This window comes from Stenotrophomonas sp. YJH_SMC_29 (assembly GCF_059371235.1).
On record NZ_JCAFUK010000001.1, the window covers coordinates 294,523 to 314,126 of the forward strand.

Here is a 19,604-nt window from a genome sequence, read left to right on the forward strand (position 1 = left end):
CGCCGCTCAGGTACGGGTGATCGACACCCCGCCCTCCACGCGCATCGCGGTACCGGTAACGAAACTGCTTTCATCGCTGGCCAGGAACAGCGCCGCGTTGGCGATCTCCTCCGGCTCGGCCATGCGCTTCAGTGCGTGCAGCGAGCGCACGAAGTCGCGGGCATCGCCGGTCGGTGCGGCCTGCCGGCCCATTTCGGTATCGGTACCGCCGGGCAGCAGCACGTTGCTGCGCACGCCCTGCGGCCCGTATTCGGCCGCGATCACCTGGCTCAGGCCGATCAGCCCGGCCTTGCTCGACGCATAGGCCGCCATGCCCGGGAAGCCCACGGTATGGCCAACAAAGGTGCCGACAAACACCAGCGAGCCGCCGCCACGTGCCAGCAATGCCGGCAACTGCGCGCGTGCCGCGTGGAAAGCGGCATCGAGATTGGTCGCCATCACGTCGCGCCAGGCCTCTACCGGGAACTCCGCCGCCGGTGCGCCGGGACCGAGCATGCCGGCGTTGTTGAGCGCGATGTCCAGGCCTCCGAATGACTGCCGGGCCAGATCGACCAGCGCCTGTGCCGTGCCCGGCTCGGCCACGTCGGCGGCATGCACCACGACCTCGCCGCCGGCGGCACGGATCTGCTCGGCCAGTTCCTGCAGCGGTTGCAGCCGCCGCGCGTTGAGCACCAGTTTCGCGCCTTCGGCAGCGAAGCGCAGCGCACTGGCGCGGCCAATGCCGGCGCTGGCACCGGTGATGAGGGCGATCTTGTTGTTCAGCCGCATGGTCGTGGTACCGGGTGTGAAGTGGCCACCACGATGCCGCGCCTGTGGCCGGCCAACACTCCGTTTCAGGGCCAGGCAGAGGGGTGCAGGAAACGGAGTTTCCGCGGAACCGGCACGTGCCAGAATCCGGCCATGGACAGTACCTCCACCCCCGCCCTGGATGCCCGTGTCGAACGGGTCTGCCGCCACCTGCAGGCCAGCCTTGACGAGCCCTCGCTGCAGGAACTGGCCGACATCGCCGGCTGCAGCCCGACCCGGCTGCATCGCCTGTTCAAGCAGGCCACCGGGTTGACCCCGAAGCAGTACGCCGCCGCGCTGCGCGCCGATCGCCTGCGCAGCGGGCTTGAGCAGCATGAACGCATCACCGATGCCTTCCACGATGCCGGCTTCGGTTCCAGCGGGCGCTTCTACGAAAACGCGCCGCGGCTGCTGGGCATGACACCGAAGCAATGGCGTGCCGGTGGTCGCGGCGAAGTCATCCACTTCGCGCTTGCCGAGAGTTCGCTGGGCAGCGTGCTGGTGGCCAGTAGTGCCACCGGCGTGGTCGCGATCCTGCTCGGCGACGATCCGGAGACGCTGCTGCAGTCGCTGCAGCAACGCTTCCGCCAGGCCGAACTGGTCGGCGCCGACCGGGGCTATGAGCAGCTGGTGGCACAGGTGGTAGGCCTGGTCGAGGATCCCTCGCGAGGCGCCACACTGCCGCTGGATATCCGCGGCACCGCCTTCCAGCAGCGGGTATGGCAGGCACTGCAGCAGATTCCGCGAGGACAGACCGCCTCGTATGCCGATATCGCAGCGCGCATCGGCGCGCCCCGCTCGAGCCGCGCCGTGGCCCGCGCATGCGCGAGCAATCCATTGGCGGTGGCGGTGCCCTGCCACCGCGTGGTCCGGCGCGACGGCGACCTGTCCGGCTACGCCTGGGGCGTGGCACGCAAGCGCGAACTGCTGCGCCGGGAAAACGCGGCACACGGCTGACACGACCCGGCCGCCCTCCCCTTGCTCGGCACAGCCGCAAGGCCCTCAGTCCAGCTTCACCACCAGCTTCCCGAAGTTGCGCCCCTGCAGCAGCCCGAAGAACGCCTCCGGCGCATTCTCCAGTCCGTCCACCACGTCCTCGCGGTACTGGATGCGGCCTTCGCGCAGCCACTGCAGCATCTCGCGTTCGAACTCCGGCCACAGATGGTTGAAGTCGTGCACGATGAAGCCGCGCACGGTCAGGCGCTGGCGCAGGATCTGGCTGAACAGCGCCGGCAGGCGGTCCGGGCCGGGCTGCGCGACGCCGCGCTCGTTGTAGGTGGCGATGGTGCCGCACACGGGAATGCGGGCGAAGTTGTTGAGCAGCGGCAGCACCGCATCCAGCACATGGCCGCCGACATTCTCGAAGTACACATCGATGCCCGCTGGCACGGCGTCACGCAGCTGCTGGGCGAAATCAGCGGCGCGATGATCCAGCGCTACATCCACGCCCAGCGTCTGCAGGTAGCTGCGCTTGGCCTCGCCACCCGCGATCGCCACCACCCGCGCGCCCTGCAGCTTGGCCAGCTGGGCCACGGTGGCACCCACCGGCCCGGTCGCGGCGGCCACCACCAGCGTCTCGCCCGGCTGCAGGCGGGCGATTTCATGCAGGCTGGAATACGCGGTGAAGCCCGGCATGCCGTACACGCCCAGGGCGGTGCTCAGCGGCAGGCCGGCCGGATCCAGCCGGCGCCCCAGTGCCGTGGCCGGCAACACTGCATGGGTCTGCCAGCCACCGGGCGCCAGCACCCGCTCGCCCACTGCCACGCCCTCGGCACGGGACTGCAGCACCTCGGACACCGTCTGCCCCTCCATCACCGCGCCCACCGCCACCGGCGCGGCATACGAGGGGCCCTCGTCCATGCGTCCGCGCATGTACGGGTCGAGCGACAGGTAGCGGTTGCGCAGCAGCACTTCACCCTCGGCCAGTGGCGGCAACGCGGCCTGCTCCAGGCGGAAGTTGGCCGCACGCGGTGCGCCCTGCGGACGCGAGGCCAGCACGATACGGGAGGTGGTCGATGAGTCGGACATGGCGAACGTCTCTGCTGTGGGCAGCATCGGGAAAGGAAAGCCGACACTACGCCGCAGCGTCGCTCCATGGCGGCCACGAAAACAGCGTTCCATCGGCCGGCGTGGCCATCGCCGCGTGCAGGCCTTGCCCGTGCAGCTTTGCCGATCAGCATGGCCCGCTGATTTCTGCCGCAGGTGACGATCACCACGCCCCTGCGCCGGGTGAATCGGCCTGCAGGGCCCTGCCCTCCGTGCCGCGACGGAGGATCAAGCACTTGCACCTGCGCAGACGGCAATGTGAAGGTTTTTTGCCAAAATGCTTGCCGTAGGCGGCCGACCTCCGTAATATGCGCGTCCTTGGCAGCGACCTCGCTGCAACGAAACACGTGGCCGAGTAGCTCAGTTGGTAGAGCAGGGGATTGAAAATCCCCGTGTCGGCGGTTCGATTCCGTCCTCGGCCACCATGTTTGAGGACCTGCAGAAATGCAGGTCTTTTTTTCCGGAAATCGCAATGGCGGTTGCCGCACAATTTGGCCGAGTAGCTCAGTTGGTAGAGCAGGGGATTGAAAATCCCCGTGTCGGCGGTTCGATTCCGTCTTCGGCCACCATCTTTCGAGACCTGCAGAAATGCGGGTCTTTTTTTTTGCCCGTGGCGTGCGCCCGGTTGACGGAACATTTACACCGGCCTACGCCGCGACACCTACGCTCAGGGCTCCCGCCTGGAGTCCATCGATGCTGACGCGCCCTGCCCTGCTCGCATTCCTGCTGCTGGCCACCTGCCCGGCCCTCGCCGCCGAACCGGTGCGCGCGGTCGACCATCTGGACATCGACCGCTATGCCGGCCAGTGGCACGAGATTGCCCACCTGCCGGTCTCGTTTCAGAAGCAGTGCGTCGGTGACATCACCGCCAATTACGGGCTGCGCGGCGACGGCCGCATCAGCGTCATCAATGCGTGCCGCAAGGGCGACGGCGAACGGGTGGTCGCCGAAGGGGTGGCTCGGCCGGTAGCCGGTCATCCCGGGCAACTGCAGGTCCGCTTCGTCCCGGACTGGCTGAGCTGGGTGCCGCTGGTCTGGGCGGACTACTGGGTGCTCGCGCTGGACCCGGACTGTCAGTGGGCACTGGTCGGCGAACCCGGCCGCAAGTACCTGTGGATCCTCTCGCGCCTGCCGGAAATGGAGCGCGGCCGGTTTGAACAGCTCAAAGCCACGGCCGAATCGATGGGGTACGACCTCGCGCCGTTGCGCCTGATGGCCCCGCTGCGCGATTCCGCGGCTGACTGAACCGCCCTGCATCAGGCGCGTCGCACGCAGCCGATCCGGCATTTCGCACGCCCGGCCGCCATCTTCACGCGCTACCCTCTGCGACGGGTCGCCTTGGGCGATCCACAAAACCATACGCCGTAGTATGCTTACCCCAACGCACCCCCTGCAGAGGACTTGCGCCCATGCTCCACCGTGTCCGTACCGTCTTGATCGTCCTGTTCACCCTCGCCCTTGCTGCCTGCAGCAACGGCATCGTCAAGCGTGTCTCGGAACCGGCGGCCAGCCTGCAGCAGTTGACCGTGCGCGCCGACGGCAGCTGGACCGTGGCCCTGCGCCTGCAGAACTACAGTTCGATGCCGATGACCTTCGATGACGTCGCACTGGCACTGACCGTGGGCGACAGCGCAGCCGGCACCCTGCAGGTCAAGCCCGGCATTTCCATCGGCGGCACCTCCGCCGACGTCATCAATGTCGACCTCGTGCCCAGTTCGGCCGCGCGCCTGGTGGTGGCCGACGCGCTGGCCGGCAACCGCACCCTGGCCTATGGCCTGAAGGGAACGGTGGCAGCCACCCCGCAGGAAAAGAAGCAGCGCAGCTTCGACATCAGCAGCCGCAGCACCCTCAACCAGGCCCCGGGCCTGCCGGGCGTGCTGCGCTGACGTTCGCCTTCCGTTGCGGCGCCCCGGCGCCGCGCCCCCGCCCTGATCCAATCGAGACGTACCGATGAGCAGCTACACCGCCCCGCTTTCCGACCTTCGTTTCGCCCTGCACGACGTGCTCAAGGTCGAACCCCTGTTCGCCCGGCTGGGCTTCACCGACGCCACCGCCGACGTGGTCGATGCCGTGCTGGAAGAAGCCGGCCGCTTCAGCGCCACCGTGCTGGCCCCGCTCAACAGCGTGGGCGACGAGATTGGCTGCGTGCTCGACCAGGCCACCGGTGAAGTGACCACCCCGCCCGGCTTCAAGCAGGCCTACGACCAGTTCGTCGATGGCGGCTGGACCGGCCTGACTGCTTCGCCGGAGCTGGGTGGCCAGGGCCTGCCGCACACCCTGGGCGTGCCGCTGAACGAAATGATCAATGCTGCCAATCTGGCGTGGGGCAACTTCCCGCTGCTGTCGCACGGCGCCATCGAAGCGCTGAAGCAGCACGGCGAAGCCTGGCAGCACGACGCGTTCCTCAAGCCGCTGATCGAGGGCCGCTGGACCGGCACCATGTGCCTGACCGAGCCGCACTGCGGCACCGACCTGGGCCTGCTCAAGACCAAGGCCGAGCCGAACGCCGATGGCAGCTATGCGATCACCGGCACCAAGATCTTCATCACCGCCGGCGAGCACGACCTGACCGACAACATCGTGCACCTGGTGCTGGCCAAGCTGCCTGACGCCCCTCCGGGCGCCAAGGGCATCTCGCTGTTCGTCACCCCCAAGTTCAAGGTCGACCGCGAAGGCAACGTCGGCGAGCGCAACGCACTGCGCTGCGGTTCGATCGAACACAAGATGGGCATCAAGGGGTCGGTCACCTGCGTAATGAACTTCGATGGGGCACAGGGCTACCTGGTCGGCCAGCCGCACAAGGGCCTGCAGGCAATGTTCACCATGATGAACACCGCGCGCCTGGGCGTCGGCCTCCAGGGCATCGGCCTGTCCGAGCGCGCCTACCAGAACGCGCTGAAGTACAGCCGTGAGCGCCTGCAGTCGCGCGCCCTGAGCGGGGCGAAGTTCCCGGACAAGGCAGCCGACCCGATCCTGGTCCACCCGGACGTGCGCCGCATGCTGCTGACCGTGAAGTCGCTGGTCGAAGGCAGCCGCCTGCTGGCCCTGCACGCGGCCACCCTGATCGACGTCGCCCACCACGCCGAGGATGCCGCCGAGCGCGAGCGCGCCGACACCCTGGTGAGCTTCCTGACCCCGATCTCCAAGGCCTGCCAGACCGAATGGGGCATCGAGAACACCTACAACGCCCTGCAGTGCTTCGGTGGCCATGGCTACATCCGCGAACACGGCATGGAACAGCTGGCCCGCGATGCCCGCATCACCACGCTGTATGAAGGCACCACCGGCATCCAGGCGCTGGACCTGATCGGCCGCAAGACCGCGTCCAGCCAGGGCGCCGGCCTGAAGCTGATGCTGGCCGAGATCGAAGCGTTCGCCAAGGAACACGAGGGCAACGAAGCGCTGGCCGAGTTCATCGGCCCGCTGCGCGCCAAGGCCGCCGAATGGGGCGCGCTGACCCGCGACGTGCTGCAGCGCGCGGCCGCCAACCCGGACGAACTGGGCGCCGCCAGCTACGACTACCTGTTCTATTCGGGCTACGTGGTGCTGGCCTACTGGTGGGCCCGCAGCGTGGCCGCCGCCGATGCCAGCGCACACGGCGCCGCGTTCGCCCAGGGCAAGCGCGAAACCGCCCGCTTCTACTTCGCCCGCGTGCTGCCGCGCACGCTTAGCCACGCCGCAGCGATCCAGGCTGGCGCCGCCCCGCTGATGGCGATGGACGACGAGCGCTTCGGCGCCTGAGCCGGGCTTCGCCAGGCACCGGTAGTGCCGGCCGCTGGCCGGCAACCGCAACAGCCGGCTTCCTGCGGGATGGCGAGGTGGGTCCAATTGCGGGGGACGGCGCACGCCACCGGACCCACCCCGCCTTCGACAGATTTCCGCTGCTGTAGATCCACGCCACGCGTGGATGAGAACCCCTGAAATCCTTCTGGAGAAGAGCCCCCTTTTGTTAAAGGGGGCGCGCCGAAAGGCGCGGGGAATAGGTGGAATGCGTGGACCTGAATGTTGACGATTTGCGTATCGCCGACAGGCGATACACAAATCGTCAACATTCAGGTATAAGCTGTTCTCCCGATGGAGACAGACACTACACGCTTGGGTCTGATCGAAGCCGGAGCTCCGTTTTCTGCTCCGGGCGCCGAAGCATCGCCCAACGCCACGACGCTGCATCGCCCCGGCTCGGTCCGGCTGCTCTCGCTGGATGCCCACGGACGCGTACTGGACTGGATCACCTGGCAGGATGCGGCCTGCCTTTACGCCCGCGAAGCGGTGGCCTGGACGCTCGGCGATCCCTGCCTGCACATCCACGGCGGCATCAACCGCTTCAGCGGCCTGCAGAGCGGCATGGACCTGCACCCGATCATCGCCGCCCGCGGCCACGCCCGCTCGCGCGCGATCGACCCGACGCCGAACCTGACCAACCAGGCCCTGTTCGCCCGCGACGCCCATCTGTGCATGTACTGCGGCCAGCAGTTCAGCCGCCCCACGCTCACCCGCGACCATGTCATGCCGCTGTCCAAGGGCGGCCTGGACTGCTGGGAAAACGTGGTCACCGCCTGCTTCCACTGCAACTCGCGCAAGAGCGACCGCACCCCGCAGCAGGCCGGCATGCCCCTGCTGGCGGTGCCCTACCGGCCCAGCTGGATCGAGCACCTGATCCTGTCCAACCGCAACATCCTGGCCGACCAGATGGCCTTCCTGAAGGCACAATTGCCCAAGCGGTCGAAACTGAGCACCTGAACGCCTGAAAATGCAACCCTCACCGTCCTGTCACGGGCGGCGGCGTTTGCTTGCCCCACCCCCGTTTGAGGGCGAAAATGGGCATTCAGAAAAAGTGCGAACATGATGATCGACTCTGCCCGCTATCCCCGCCTCGCGCGCATCCAGACACCGGATGACCTGCGCACGTTCGACGAATCCGAATTGAGGGCGGTCGCCGACGAACTGCGCGCCTACCTCATCGAATCGGTGGGCAAGAGCGGCGGCCACTTCGCCGCCGGCCTGGGCGTGATCGAACTGACCGTGGCCCTGCACTACCTGTACCAGACCCCGGTCGATCAACTGGTCTGGGACGTCGGTCACCAGACGTACCCGCACAAGATCCTGACCGGTCGTCGCGACGAGATCCACACCGTCAAGCAGAAAGACGGCATCGCGCCGTTCCCGAAGCGCGAGGAAAGCGAGTACGACACGTTCGGTGTCGGCCACTCCTCGACCTCGATCTCGGCCGCACTGGGCATGGCCATCGCACGCCAGTCCGAAGGCGACGACCGCAAGATCGTGGCGGTGATCGGTGACGGTGCGATGACCGCAGGCATGGCGTTCGAAGCACTGATGCATGCCGGCGGCATGGAGCCGGAACCGAACCTGCTGGTGATCCTCAACGACAACAACATGTCGATCTCCGAGGCGGTCGGTGGCCTGACCAAGATGCTGGGCCGCGCCACCGGCAGCCGCACCCTCAACGCACTGCGCGAAGGCGGCAAGAAGATCCTCGGTGACAAGAAGAACAACCCGGCGCGCTTCGTGAAGCGCTGGGAAGAACACTGGAAGGGCATGTTCGTCCCCTCCACGATGTTCGAGGAAATGGGCTTCCACTACACCGGCCCGATCGACGGCCATGACATGCCGGCCCTGCTGTCCACGCTGAAAACGCTGCGCGCCTCCAAGGGCCCGAAGCTGCTGCATGTCATGACCACCAAGGGCAAGGGCTACGAGCCGGCTGAAGGCGATCAGATCGGTTACCACGCCGTCGGCCCGTTCGACCCGGACAAGGGCCTGGTGGCCAAGGCCGGTGCCAAGAAGCCGACCTACACCGATGTATTCAGCGACTGGCTGTGCGATGCCGCCGCCGCCGAGCCGCGCCTGTACGGCATCACCCCGGCGATGCGCGAGGGCTCCGGCCTGGTGCGTTTCAGCAAGGAATACCCGCAGCGCTATTTCGACGTGGCGATCGCCGAGCAGCATGCGGTCACCCTGGCCGCCGGCATGGCCACCCAGGGGGGCAAGCCGGTGGTGGCGATCTACTCGACGTTCCTGCAGCGCGCGTACGACCAGCTGGTGCACGACGTGGCGATCCAGGACCTGGACGTGCTGTTCGCGATCGACCGCGCCGGCGTGGTCGGCCCGGACGGTGCAACGCATGCCGGCAACCTCGACCTGAGCTTCCTGCGCTGCGTGCCGAACCTGGTGGTGATGGCACCGTCCAACGAAGCCGAGTGCCGGCAGATGCTCAGTACCGGCCTGCAGCATCCCGGCCCGGCCGCCGTGCGCTATCCGCGTGGCACCGGCACCGGCGTCGCCGCTGGCAACGACCTGTCCACCCTGCCGATCGGCAAGGGTGAGCTGCGCCTGCAGGGCAGCCGCATCGCCCTGCTCGCCTTCGGCAGCACCGTGGCCGCCGCTGAGCAGGTCGGCCGCGAACTGGGCCTGAGCGTGGTCAACATGCGCTTCATCAAGCCATTGGATCGGGAGCTGGTGCTGTCCATCGCTGCCCAGCACGAGGGCCTGGTCACGATCGAGGACAACGTGGTGGCCGGCGGCGCCGGCTCCGGCGTAGGCGAACTGCTGAATGCCGAAGGCGTGCTGCGCCCGATCCTGCACCTGGGCCTGCCCGACAGTTACCAGCACCACGCCAGCCGCGAAGACCTGCTGGCCGAGGCCGGCATCGACGCGGCAGGCATTCGCGCCGCCGTGCTCAAGCGTTGGCCGCAGCTGGCCGTTGGCACGCCGCCGCTCAGCGCGGCAAGCTGAGGCCGATCAGGAACCCACGCATGACGGTGAAGGTGCGGCCGAGGGCCTGCACCTTCTACGGTGGAAGCAGGTAGTTCCACGCCACGCGTGGAAGGCGGCACTCCCCAGGCCTGCCTCGGCAGGCACCGCACGCTCAGCCGTAGCTGACCGCTTCGACGAATGCGCCGCTGGCTTCCACGCGCACGGCCGCACGCTGCCCGGTGTCGACGAAGTGCAGTCGGGCCAGGGTCTCGGCGAAGTCATAGGCACGGGCGCCATCGCGGAACTCGATCGGCTCCGGCCTATCCGGATGCAGCACGCGCCACTGGCGCTGTTCGCATTGCAGGCGGATCAACATGCAGCTCACTCCTTGAGGCAGCGTATCGATGGCGGCGATGCCCCTGCCGGTAACGGCGCGAGGCACGCAGGGAATCAGGGCATATGGGATGCCCTGATCGCGGACAATACGGCGTTCAAAATGTGAGCTGTATCAGATTATTCTGATTTTTACGGGCTGAATCCGTAAAGCTCAATTCACCTGGATCAGTTCACCTGGAACTGTGCCCGGCAACCGTCACTGACCCAGATGCCGCGGCGGTCCCAGCCCCAGGTCTGGCCTTCAATGCAGGCGCTGCGCGAATCCTGGCGGATCAGGCGCACACCGCGGCGGATACGCGCATCGCAATATTCCTGGCGATGGCCGTTGGAATGGCAGGTGACCACGTCACCACCGCCCCATCCGTTGCCATTGCCATTGCCCCAGCCGCCGCCATTGCCGCCCCAACCGCCACCGCGGCGGTACTCACCTACGAATTCCGCCCGGCAGCCCTGCGTGACCCACACGCCATTGCGCGACTGGCCCCAGGTCTCGCCTTCCACGCACGGTGAGCCGGACAACTGCCGGATCAACCGCGCGCGACCGTCCAGGCGGCACTCGTTGCTGCGGTTCTTGACCGACTCGCAGCGCACGATGCCGCTGCCGTCGCGGCCGCCGTAGCGGTCGTCGTCATAGCCGTAGCCGTAGCTCTGCGCCTGGGCGCCGCCGGCCGCCGCCAACATCGGCAACAGGGTGCAGGCCAGGGTGCGCCAGGTGAGTGCCTTGCCCATCGAAATCTCCAGATGAATACGATGGCGCAAGCATCGGGGATTCGCGGCCCGGCGCACAGTAGGGCCGGCGCCGGCAGTTTTTCCCCATTCAAACAACTCAACCGTGGCTGACTGCGCCACGGCCGCTGCTGTCACTCTCCGACGTGAAGCGCGTCCACCGTGTTGCCGAGCGCCTCGACCCGCACCGTGCTGCGCTGGCCGGTTCGGCGGTGATGTTCCAGGGCAAGCGCGGCGGCGGCGTCAAAGGCGTCGGCACCCCGGGCATAGGCGGTGGCATCGCGCAGCTGGGGATGCAGCACGGACCATCGCTGGGCCGAGCATTGGACGGTGATGACCATGGGGAAGCTCCTGTGGCTGGAAGGGGGCGTGGCAGGCCGATGGGGGGCCCGCCGGTACACCATCAGGCTAGCGATCGCCTCGGAGTCGGCCTATCAGATTTGTACGAAAATGCCGCGCCTTCGGGTCGTCCCTTCACACCCTCACATCCCTGAGCCCGTTTAGCCGGTTCATTCCGTGATCCTTGTCACGGAGTCAGCCTGGCTTCACACTACCGTCATCAACAGGGGCCCCTTCCACATGCGCACCTTCTTCTCGCACCAGCGTTCGACGTTGCTGAAGTTCTATTTCGTGGCCAGCTATCTCGTCCTGATCGAAGAGCTGATCCGCGCCGCCGTGCATTGAGCGCTTGCTGGCCCGGCAGCCGGCAAGCACACTGCGGTTTTAGGCACGGAGCCCGCCGGATGAAAGCGCTGTTTCTGATCCCCGCCCTGCTGGTCCTGGCCGCATGCGCCAGCCCGGACAAGGCACCTCCGCGTGCCGACGACGGTGCGGCATCGACCTCGATGCCGACCGTAGGCGGTGATCGCGACGCCCACGGCTGCATTGGTTCCGCGGGCTACCAGTGGTGCGAGCACACCCAGCGCTGCGAGCGCCCATGGGAGCTGGCACAGGCGCAAGGCCTGGCCAACACGGCCGAGGCGATCGACGCCTATTGCGCCACGCCGGCGACGCCGGCACGCAAGTGAGCACGATCGGTCATGGCTGAATTGAGTCCCCTGCCCGACCTCGCCCGCGGCCGCTACCGCCACTTCAAGGGCGGCGAATACGAGGTGATCGACATCGTGCGCGGCAGCGAGACGCTGCAGCCCATGGTGCTGTATCGCGCCCTGTACGGCGACGGTGGCCTGTGGGTACGCCCCTACACGATGTTCATCGAGCAGGTGGCCGGCGAACACGGTACGCAACCGCGCTTTGCCCGCATCGACGACTGATCCGGTGCAAGCCGCGGTGACCTGGAGTGCCCGATGAATCCCTATGTCTATCTTGCCGCTGCCATCGTGCTGGAAGTGATGGCCACGTCGCTGCTGAAAGCCTCCGACGGCATGAGCCGGCTGTGGCCAACCGTCGGCGCGCTGGCCGGCTATGGGCTGTGCTTCTACCTGCTGTCGGTCACCATGAAGTCGGTGCCGACCGGCGTTGCCTACGCGATCTGGTCCGGCGTCGGCATCGTGCTGATCTCGCTGATCGGACTCGTGGTGTTCAAGCAGCGCCTGGATGCACCGGCGCTGGCCGGCATCGCGCTGATCTGCGCCGGCGTGCTGGTGATCAACCTGTTCTCGCGCAGCAGCGCGCACTGAGTGCACGCTGCCGCGCAACACGCACTAGCTGACCTTCCTGGCCACGCTCATGCCGATCAGGAACAGCACCACGGCGATGATGATGCCGGCCCAGAACAGGAACTTGGCGATGCCGACAGCGGCACCGGCAATGCCGCCGAAGCCGAGCACGCCGGCGATGATGCCGATGACGGCGAAGATGATGGCCCACTTGATCATGTCAGTCCTTTCCCCACAGGGAATGCAAACGGTGTGATCAGGCTAGGCCGCAGCCGATGCGGCAGTCGTGAACAGGCCGCGTGCGCGGCGTGAATCAACGCGGGCGGAAGCGCAGCAATGCCACCGCAAAAGCCAGGAACACACTCCCCACCAGCCGCTCGAACCAGCGCCGCGCGAACGGGGTTGCGAGCCAGCGACGCAGGCCGTGCCCGCCGGCCGCGTACATCACGTACCAGAACAGTTCGCAGGCCGCGAAGGTCGCCACCAGCACGCTGTACTGCACGGCCTGGCCACGTGACGGGTCGACGAACTGCGGCAGGAACGCCGCGGCAAACAACAGCAGCTTGGGGTTGCTCAGGCCAACCCACAGGCCGCCACGGAACACCGTCCCCGCGCCATGCACCGGCGCCAGCGTGACCTCGGCATCGTCGGCCCCTGCGGGCGCCGGCCGGCCGCTATCACGCCACGCCTTGATGCCAAGCCAGGCCAGGTAGGCCACGCCGAGATAGCGCAGCACCTCGAACAACCTCGGTGAGGAGTGCAGCACCGCGCTCAGGCCTGCAGCGGAGGCGGCCAGCACCAGCAGCATCGCCAGCAGGCAGCCGGCCATGGCCGGCACGCTACCGCGGAAGCCCAGCCCGACGCTGCGTCCCAGGATGTGCAGCATGTTCGGCCCGGGCGTCCCGCACAGCACGAAGACCGTGACCAGGAACCACCACCAGGTATGCAGGGCCATGCCGGTTTCCACTTCAGAAGACGGTGCCAGCATACGGCGCTCGCCCGCGATGCGGCACATACAGCATTCGGCGGATATGGCGGTTACAGATACCGGCGCCCCTGCACGGCAACGCCACCGCCATCTGTGCTGCAATGGCCCCTTCCGGCATGGAGCAGTGCATGAAGACCCTCGGCCTGATCGGCGGCATGAGCTGGGAAAGCTCGGCACAGTACTACCGGCTCATCAACGAGGCGGTGCGTCATCGCCTCGGTGGCGCGCATTCGGCGCAACTGCTGCTGTGGTCGGTGGATTTCGCCGGCATCAAGCAGTTGCAGCACGACGGCCGCTGGGACGTGCTGGGCGACCACATGCTGGACGCCGCACGGCGGCTGCAGGCCGGTGGCGCCGAGCTGCTGGTGATCTGCACCAACACCATGCACACACTGGCGGCGCGGATCGAAGCGCAGTGCCCGTTGCCACTGCTGCACATCGCCGACCCCACTGCCGCTGCGATCCGCCAGGCAGGCCTCCGCAGGGTAGGCCTGCTGGGTACCGCGTTCACCATGGAGCAGGCCTTCTACCGCGACCGCCTGCAGGACCGCTTCGGCCTGCAGGTGCTGGTTCCGGAAGCCGATGACCGCCGCATCGTGCACGACATCATCTACCAGGAACTGATCGCCGGGGTGGTCAGCGCACACTCGCGGCAGGTCTACGCAGGCGTGATCGCGCGCCTGGTCGCGCGCGGTGCCGAAGCGATGATCCTCGGCTGTACCGAAATCATGTTGCTGGTCCGCGCCGAGGACAGCCCGGTGCCGCTGTTCGACACCACCACCCTGCACGCCCGGGCAGCGGTGGATGCGGCACTGGCCTGAGCCGCGCGCTCAGCCTTCGCCCTGCACTTCCAGCGCGGTGATGAGCCAGTCCACCACCGCCTGTGAATCACACAGGAAGAAAATGGCATCGCCCGACCGCGCTTCGGTCAGCAGCCGATAGACCGTGATCGCCACCGCCGACTGGTTGGCGATGAACACCTCCGGGCTGCGCGGCCCTTCGCTGTGCCCCGCGACGGCATGCAGTGCCTTGCGCGCAGCCACGGTTGCGGCCGGGTCTGCGCTGCGGGCCAGTTCCGGCCCGCGCAGGCCCCACGCAATGAACACGTGCTTGCCCTTGAACGTGGTGTCCAGGACACGCACCTGCCCGGCCTCTGCGCCAGCCGAGCGATGAATGACGGTACTGCTGATCAACGCAACCCCCTGTGGTCGTCGTGGTCCGCGCATCCTCCTCCACACGCCGGCCGCACGCCAGTGACGGCAGCCACAGGCTGTGCCGACACACGTGGGAAACATGTAAGAAGGTGTAAGCCGATGCGATCGGATGTGCAGCGATGATAAGGGATGTAAGGCCCTGAATGGGTTCGTGCGCACTACTAAATCCCTACTGAGCCGACGTCGGAACGATCCGTTCCGGAGGCCTCGGGCTGGTCCATCCTTGCGGCCCGTTCCCCCGCCGAGGCTCCCATGACCCATCGCCTGCTGCTCCCGATCACCACCGTCACGCTGGCCCTGCTGCTGGCCGCCACCACAGTGGCCGCCCAGGATGACGACAGCGATCACATCCCGCCGCTGCGCTGCGAGTCGCAGTTCAACAAGACCGAACAGTGCCCGATCGAGGGCCGCATGCGCCTGGCCAGGCAGCTGTCGGTCACCCGCTGCGTGGAGGACCAGAACTGGGGACAGAGCCGTCGCATGCTCTGGGTCACCGCTGGCTGCCGTGCCGAGTTCGTCGCCGATGGGCAGGGACGCGGGCGCTGGCCGGAGCGCGGCCGGGGCCGTGACCGGGATGACGATGGCGAGCGCCTGGTCTGCGAGTCCTACGAGCAGAAGGACAGGGAATGCCGCATCCGTGTGCGCCGCGAGGTGCGCCTGGTCAAGCAGAAGTCGGTGACACCGTGCGTCGAGGATCGCAACTGGGGCTGGGACCGCCGCGGCGTGTGGGTCAGCGACGGCTGCCGTGCCGAGTTCCGTGTGTATTGACGGCCGACCACACGCTGGCTGTGACGGATACGCAGATACGGCCGAAGTGATCGATAGACTGGGCGCACCCAGCCCAGGAGCCTTCGGTGGCACCACCCGATCCTTCCTCGACGACGCTGCATATCCGCGAAGCAATGCCCGCCGACGTTCCCGCGTTGATCGCGCTCGACAGCGTTGCGGCCCACGAGCCGCGGCGCGCACGGCAGATCAGCGACTGGCAGGCCAGCGGTGGCGTGCACGTGGCCGAACGGGCCGGCCAGCTGGCCGGTTATCTGGTCATCCACCATCACTTCTTCGGCGAAGCCTTCGTCGAGATGCTGATGGTGGCGCGCGAACAACGCAACCAGGGCGTCGGCGCCGCCCTGCTGCATCATGCCATCGCGCTGCAGGGGCAAGGCAAGCTGTTTACTTCGACGAATGCTTCCAATACCGGCATGCAACGCCTGCTCGCCGCCTCGGGTTTCATCGACAGCGGCATCGTGCATGGACTGGACGAGGGCGATCCGGAACTGATCTATCGATTCGCTGAGGACTGATCATCGCCATCGGCCGCACGCACAAAAAAGCCCACGCATCGCTGCGCGGGCTTCTTGATTCATCACAGTGGTCGGGACGGCCGGATTCGAACCGACGACCCTCTGCCCCCCAGGCATCGTTACAGATAGGCCCATCCCGTTGATCTATAAGGGTTTCAGCCCTTCGCACGGCATCCCAAAAGTGCAGATTGAGCCCCAATCCGATCAATCACTTACGCGCCAATAGGGTGCAGCCCGACCGGCCTACACGCCCCGCCGCAGCTGCTGCAGCCCTGCCCTCACCCACGCCTTGGTGCGGGCGTCCCTCGCTCGGGGTTTCGTCTCTGCCGGCGGCTTGCGCGGTTCGAGCGCCGCCTTGATCCGCTCGATTTCCTTCGCCCCGGCCTCGGCCAGACGCCGGGCCTGTTGCTGCTGCTCGCGGGTCGGCGGCAGGCCGGGCAGTGGCGGTGGCGGCTGGGTCGGGGTGCTGTCGGTCAGCCGGGCGACTGCCTGGCGCAGGGGCAGATCGGGATAGAGCCTGGCCGCACACCAGCGCTCAGCGTACCGCTTCGCCTGCCGGACGTTGGCCGCGCGGACTTCCTTGACCTGCCACATTTTCTGGCCTTCCATCCATAGCCGGACCCCGGGACCACCGTCGGGCGTGACGCTGGCCGTCTCGCGGCCGTTGTACCAGAGCGCCCAGCGCTCGCCGGTCTGGACCCAGCCAGAGGGGATAGGGGCGGTGCGGAAGCCGTTGGAAGAGCGCATGGCCGGAAGGATACGGCCGGCGGTCGCAGATCCTGCGAACGGGCCGGCCACCTCCCTGAACCGTTCGGACAGAACCGAGCCCGACTCGACTCTGCATCAGTCCGTCCAGTAGGCAAATCCTGCTGGGATGGTCGCTTGGGCGGCGTCAACAATGGTGAACTCGCCTTCCGGGCTTCCTCCCAAAGAGGACAGGGATACCGCAAAGTGCAGCCCTGGCTCCGCGATGTAGGAAGGGATGGTGTTGCTGGTAGGATCACCGCCGCCTCGCCAAGCGCCAACCCCAACTTTCCGAAGCCACAGCCGCCCTGTTCCAGCGTCGTAGGCAATGCCCCAGCGATCCGTGGGGGAGCCAATCGACAGGTCCACACTGCCGAAGTACAGGAAGTTGCCATTGAAGTAGCACTCGCCGTTCGCAGCCAGCATGCACCAGCTGTCAGAGCTGGCGCCAAGACCCGCGTCAGCGACCGTTGGTCCTTGCAGTGGATGGGTTGAGCGGGCAACGCCTGCGCGGAATGTCACGTTCCCGGCAGACCCAGCCGTGCACTGGATTTCCACGTACCACTTCCCCGCTGACTTTGCCGAGGTGGACAGTGCCGCCGTGCTGCTGAAGCCGAAGGTGTCGCCATTCGCCGCAGTCGCCACAAGCCCATCAGTTATGGTGAAGTTGTCGCCATGAGCAGTCGGGCTCCAGGTCGGTGCCTGGATCAGTTCGACCTTGACCATACCGCGCCAGAGGGCGCTCCGCCCAGCGGAATCGCGCACTCGTAGCGTCAGATCGTAGGTACGGGTGACGTTCACGCCCGTCAGCTGCTGGTGATCCCATACAAAGCTGTCGATGAACAACGCCTTGTTCTCGCGGGTGCGGATGCCGCGCGATGCCACGTTCACGAGCGCCGCGCCCGCCGGTGGGACGGCCACTACCGTCGATGGATAAACGCGGTTCTTCGACGCCGACATGACGGCGTTTCCTTCGGACGTGTCCAGCAGCGAACCGTCTGCGCGGCGCCACTGCAGTTGCACAGCCGCGCCGGCGTTGCCCTCTGCGCTTGCACCCTGGCGCACCTGGCAGGTCGCGGTGATGGGAAGGCCCGGGTTCACCGGGTAGCGGGCGGCGCTCTCGATCAGCGAGCTGCCCTGCGTCTCGCCGTAGCGGGCCGAGCGTGCGCCGGCGATGGGGTTCTCGGTGCCGATGCTCCACCCCTGCCCCTTCTCCCAGCCCGTGTCGCCGTCCTCATAGCCGGGGTTGGGGATTGCTGCGGCAGTCTCCGAGTAGTCCGGCCAGGCCAGCACAATCTCCGATCCGGCCATGTACAGGCTGGTGCCGTTGGGCAGCCGGTCGCCATCGATCTGGTCGACGGTCAGTCCACCTATGCCGTTATGCACCAGCAGGCGGCCTTCGTACGCCACGCCCGGCTTGGCGTTGCGGAATGCGCCGGTGATGTGGAGCGCAAGCTGGGCCGTCCGCTGGTCCAGGTCGGGCCGGTCGTAGATGCGGGCGTTCATCAGGTGGCCCTCTGGCCGACCAAGTACACCCGCAGGCCCCGGGCGCCGGCCGTGCCAACCTGGGTCACGTCGATGGTGATTTCATCACCCTTAGTCAGCACATCGCCACCGGCCACAAGCACCGGTGGGTTCGCCGCAGTAGTGGTACTTCGCTCGTTGCTGTCGAATGTCAGCTTCGTGGCCAGGATGCTGGTCCCGTTGCGCTTGACGTCTATGGTCAGCGGAAGGCCCGACGGCTGCGCGGTGGACAGGGTGGCGTATATCCCTCCATTGGCCACCGTGTCCAGTAGCAGGCCGTAGGGCAGGACCAGGCTGTCCTTTCCGTTGCCGGTGGCAATGTCGGTGGCAAGCAGCACCGTGCGGTCGATCAACTCGAAGCACTGCAGGTCCGGCACCGATGCGATCCGCAGCATGTCGCCGGCGGCCACCCAAGCATCGGCGTCCGGGGCGATGTTCGTGGCGCTGATGATGCTGCGCTGCGCGCGGGTCTTGGCCTCGAAGCTGCCCGGCACGTTCAGCTGCCCGCCGCCGCCCTCGATGACCAGGGTGACCTGTCCTGCCCCCACCTGCATGACGGAGAAGAACTGTCCGGCCTTCCAGTCGACGCTGCCACCGGTATTGACGCGGATGGTGAGGGTGATCGGCGTGGCCGAGTTGGCCAGAATCAGGGTGTTGTGCGATCCCCCATCCAGCGTGGTGTCCGTGGTCACGCTGACGATGCGAGGCGCCACCGTGTAGATCGGGGTCTGCCCGATCCACGGCCTGGCGTAGCCGCGCAATGTAGTGAAGCCGCGCACCTCGTCGCCGGGCGCCACAGAGAAGCGGATCACCGGGTCGGCTCCGTCGACACCTTCTAGAATCTGGAAGTCGCCCGGCTTGGACACCAGGTAATCGCCTACGCCGGCCGTACCTTCCAGTGCGGTGTCGTAGAACAGGGCGTCGAACACGTCGGCGCCGGGAAGCGGGAAGTCGGTCACTTCGCCGTCGCCTTCGAAGGTCCAGAACTGAGGTTTGATGCCAACGCTACCGCCGCCGTTCTGAACTTCCTCGAGCAGCCGCAGAACGGTCTGCAGGTTGGCCGCATCAGTGTTCCTGACGGCATCGCCCACCCGGATGATGCGCGATCCTTTTGCATCCCACACCATGTCGCCGCTGCCTTCGGGGTCTGGCACCAGCAGCATGGAGTCGGCCATAAGCTGCTGAATCATCATCACCGGCGCGTCTTGATCCTCGTTGAGGGTCTGCGCCAGCAGGTCGCCGAGGTTCTCGTAGTTGATGACTCGGACGATCGGCATTGCCCGGTGCAGCACCACCTTGGCATTGACTGCCGGCGGCGCCACGAACACGACATTGCCGCCGGCGGGATTGCCCACGCCTTCGACGGTGTAGTGCGTGCCGAGGGTTCGGACGAGGCCGTTGACCGTGACCCGAATGTGGGTCGCGTCGAGGATGCGGAAGCTGTAGGGGAACACCGTCGTGACGCCGTTGGCGATCGAGGTGTTGGGGCCGGTGTAGGCGGGGACGGTCATGGCGGCACCTGCGGGAGACTGCAGCAGATGGT

23 protein-coding genes and 2 tRNA genes are annotated in these 19,604 nt (G+C 66.9%); 14 read left to right on the plus strand and 11 right to left on the minus strand.

The genetic code is table 11. The annotated features are described in order from the left end of the window. Positions 1 to 6: 6 nt before the first annotated feature. Positions 7 to 768, minus strand: a complete 762-nt coding sequence (locus tag AC5P9I_RS01340) for an SDR family oxidoreductase (RefSeq protein ID WP_049466738.1) — start codon at positions 766 to 768, stop codon at positions 7 to 9. A gap of 132 nt (positions 769 to 900) precedes the next feature. Here AC5P9I_RS01340 and AC5P9I_RS01345 point away from each other — a divergent pair, with 132 nt between their 5' ends. Then, complete coding sequence (locus tag AC5P9I_RS01345; RefSeq protein ID WP_064238917.1) at positions 901 to 1,743, plus strand: bifunctional transcriptional activator/DNA repair enzyme AdaA; 843 nt, start codon at positions 901 to 903, stop codon at positions 1,741 to 1,743. Positions 1,744 to 1,788: 45 nt separating this feature from the next. Here AC5P9I_RS01345 and curA read toward each other — a convergent pair whose 3' ends face one another. Further along, on the minus strand, positions 1,789 to 2,814 hold the full coding sequence (gene curA, locus AC5P9I_RS01350; RefSeq protein WP_049466733.1) for an NADPH-dependent curcumin/dihydrocurcumin reductase: 1,026 nt from the start codon (positions 2,812 to 2,814) through the stop codon (positions 1,789 to 1,791). Positions 2,815 to 3,181: 367 nt separating this feature from the next. Here curA and AC5P9I_RS01355 point away from each other — a divergent pair. The 7 genes from AC5P9I_RS01355 (at position 3,182) to dxs (ending at position 9,585) form a co-directional block, all read left to right on the plus strand. Beyond that, a tRNA-Phe gene (locus AC5P9I_RS01355) sits at positions 3,182 to 3,257 on the plus strand. Between the two features lie 68 nt (positions 3,258 to 3,325). Further along, positions 3,326 to 3,401: transfer RNA gene (locus AC5P9I_RS01360), tRNA-Phe, on the plus strand. A 124-nt stretch (positions 3,402 to 3,525) separates the two neighbouring features. Continuing rightward, a complete protein-coding gene (locus AC5P9I_RS01365) occupies positions 3,526 to 4,077 on the plus strand; it encodes a lipocalin family protein (protein ID WP_187756664.1) in 552 nt (183 codons plus the stop codon). Between the two features lie 164 nt (positions 4,078 to 4,241). Then, positions 4,242 to 4,718 carry an LEA/WHy family protein gene (locus AC5P9I_RS01370; protein ID WP_049466943.1) on the plus strand — a complete coding sequence of 159 codons (477 nt, stop codon included), beginning with the start codon at positions 4,242 to 4,244 and terminating at the stop codon, positions 4,716 to 4,718. Positions 4,719 to 4,782: 64 nt separating this feature from the next. Next, on the plus strand, positions 4,783 to 6,573 hold the full coding sequence (locus AC5P9I_RS01375; protein WP_049466945.1) for an acyl-CoA dehydrogenase C-terminal domain-containing protein: 1,791 nt from the start codon (positions 4,783 to 4,785) through the stop codon (positions 6,571 to 6,573). A gap of 333 nt (positions 6,574 to 6,906) precedes the next feature. After that, the gene (locus tag AC5P9I_RS01380) at positions 6,907 to 7,572 is read left to right on the plus strand and encodes an HNH endonuclease (protein WP_495217317.1); all 666 of its coding nucleotides are present in this window, start codon (positions 6,907 to 6,909) and stop codon (positions 7,570 to 7,572) included. A 105-nt stretch (positions 7,573 to 7,677) separates the two neighbouring features. Further along, complete coding sequence (gene dxs / locus AC5P9I_RS01385) at positions 7,678 to 9,585, plus strand: 1-deoxy-D-xylulose-5-phosphate synthase (protein WP_130767982.1); 1,908 nt, start codon at positions 7,678 to 7,680, stop codon at positions 9,583 to 9,585. Positions 9,586 to 9,718: 133 nt separating this feature from the next. On the opposite strand, the gene AC5P9I_RS01390 is transcribed toward dxs, so the two are convergent. The 3 genes from AC5P9I_RS01390 to AC5P9I_RS01400 all read right to left on the minus strand — a co-directional run bounded on the left by AC5P9I_RS01390 (position 9,719) and on the right by AC5P9I_RS01400 (position 11,009). Further along, a complete protein-coding gene (locus tag AC5P9I_RS01390; RefSeq protein ID WP_005417823.1) occupies positions 9,719 to 9,922 on the minus strand; it encodes a hypothetical protein in 204 nt (67 codons plus the stop codon). Between the two features lie 185 nt (positions 9,923 to 10,107). After that, complete coding sequence (locus AC5P9I_RS01395) at positions 10,108 to 10,671, minus strand: DUF3011 domain-containing protein (RefSeq protein WP_049466947.1); 564 nt, start codon at positions 10,669 to 10,671, stop codon at positions 10,108 to 10,110. A 131-nt stretch (positions 10,672 to 10,802) separates the two neighbouring features. Then, entirely contained in the window at positions 10,803 to 11,009 is a 207-nt protein-coding gene (locus AC5P9I_RS01400) for a hypothetical protein (protein ID WP_049466948.1), read from the minus strand. Between the two features lie 402 nt (positions 11,010 to 11,411). Here AC5P9I_RS01400 and AC5P9I_RS01405 point away from each other — a divergent pair, with 402 nt between their 5' ends. From AC5P9I_RS01405 to AC5P9I_RS01415, 3 genes are read left to right on the plus strand one after another with little or no spacing between them, the layout of a single operon-like run. After that, positions 11,412 to 11,696 carry a hypothetical protein gene (locus AC5P9I_RS01405; RefSeq protein WP_049466949.1) on the plus strand — a complete coding sequence of 95 codons (285 nt, stop codon included), beginning with the start codon at positions 11,412 to 11,414 and terminating at the stop codon, positions 11,694 to 11,696. 12 nt (positions 11,697 to 11,708) lie between these two features. Further along, entirely contained in the window at positions 11,709 to 11,942 is a 234-nt protein-coding gene (locus tag AC5P9I_RS01410; RefSeq protein ID WP_049466950.1) for a DUF1653 domain-containing protein, read from the plus strand. Between the two features lie 33 nt (positions 11,943 to 11,975). After that, positions 11,976 to 12,308: an SMR family transporter gene (locus tag AC5P9I_RS01415; protein WP_057493607.1), complete on the plus strand. Its 333-nt coding sequence runs from the start codon at positions 11,976 to 11,978 to the stop codon at positions 12,306 to 12,308. A gap of 24 nt (positions 12,309 to 12,332) precedes the next feature. On the opposite strand, the gene AC5P9I_RS01420 is transcribed toward AC5P9I_RS01415, so the two are convergent. Both AC5P9I_RS01420 and AC5P9I_RS01425 read right to left on the minus strand, forming a co-directional pair. After that, positions 12,333 to 12,506 carry a DUF1328 domain-containing protein gene (locus AC5P9I_RS01420; RefSeq protein ID WP_049466953.1) on the minus strand — a complete coding sequence of 58 codons (174 nt, stop codon included), beginning with the start codon at positions 12,504 to 12,506 and terminating at the stop codon, positions 12,333 to 12,335. A 94-nt stretch (positions 12,507 to 12,600) separates the two neighbouring features. Further along, entirely contained in the window at positions 12,601 to 13,242 is a 642-nt protein-coding gene (locus AC5P9I_RS01425) for a LysE family translocator (protein ID WP_049466973.1), read from the minus strand. A 161-nt stretch (positions 13,243 to 13,403) separates the two neighbouring features. Here AC5P9I_RS01425 and AC5P9I_RS01430 point away from each other — a divergent pair, with 161 nt between their 5' ends. Next, positions 13,404 to 14,096 carry an aspartate/glutamate racemase family protein gene (locus tag AC5P9I_RS01430; protein ID WP_130767864.1) on the plus strand — a complete coding sequence of 231 codons (693 nt, stop codon included), beginning with the start codon at positions 13,404 to 13,406 and terminating at the stop codon, positions 14,094 to 14,096. Positions 14,097 to 14,105: 9 nt separating this feature from the next. Here the strand turns inward: AC5P9I_RS01430 and AC5P9I_RS01435 are convergent, their stop codons facing one another. Beyond that, positions 14,106 to 14,501, minus strand: a complete 396-nt coding sequence (locus AC5P9I_RS01435; protein WP_053460937.1) for a hypothetical protein — start codon at positions 14,499 to 14,501, stop codon at positions 14,106 to 14,108. Positions 14,502 to 14,741: 240 nt separating this feature from the next. On the opposite strand from AC5P9I_RS01435, the gene AC5P9I_RS01440 reads away from it, so the two are divergent. Beyond that, a complete protein-coding gene (locus AC5P9I_RS01440; RefSeq protein WP_053460938.1) occupies positions 14,742 to 15,257 on the plus strand; it encodes a DUF3011 domain-containing protein in 516 nt (171 codons plus the stop codon). 134 nt (positions 15,258 to 15,391) lie between these two features. Further along, a complete protein-coding gene (locus AC5P9I_RS01445; RefSeq protein ID WP_130767981.1) occupies positions 15,392 to 15,793 on the plus strand; it encodes a GNAT family N-acetyltransferase in 402 nt (133 codons plus the stop codon). A 243-nt stretch (positions 15,794 to 16,036) separates the two neighbouring features. Here AC5P9I_RS01445 and AC5P9I_RS01450 read toward each other — a convergent pair whose 3' ends face one another. The 3 genes from AC5P9I_RS01450 to AC5P9I_RS01460 form a co-directional block, all read right to left on the minus strand. After that, on the minus strand, positions 16,037 to 16,540 hold the full coding sequence (locus AC5P9I_RS01450) for a hypothetical protein (RefSeq protein WP_414608203.1): 504 nt from the start codon (positions 16,538 to 16,540) through the stop codon (positions 16,037 to 16,039). A gap of 96 nt (positions 16,541 to 16,636) precedes the next feature. Continuing rightward, the gene (locus AC5P9I_RS01455; protein ID WP_414608576.1) at positions 16,637 to 18,043 is read right to left on the minus strand and encodes an SPRY domain-containing protein; all 1,407 of its coding nucleotides are present in this window, start codon (positions 18,041 to 18,043) and stop codon (positions 16,637 to 16,639) included. Next, positions 18,043 to 19,572, minus strand: a complete 1,530-nt coding sequence (locus AC5P9I_RS01460) for a hypothetical protein (RefSeq protein WP_414608577.1) — start codon at positions 19,570 to 19,572, stop codon at positions 18,043 to 18,045. Before AC5P9I_RS01460 ends, AC5P9I_RS01455 begins: the two co-directional genes overlap by 1 nt. Between the last annotated feature and the right edge of the window lie 32 nt (positions 19,573 to 19,604).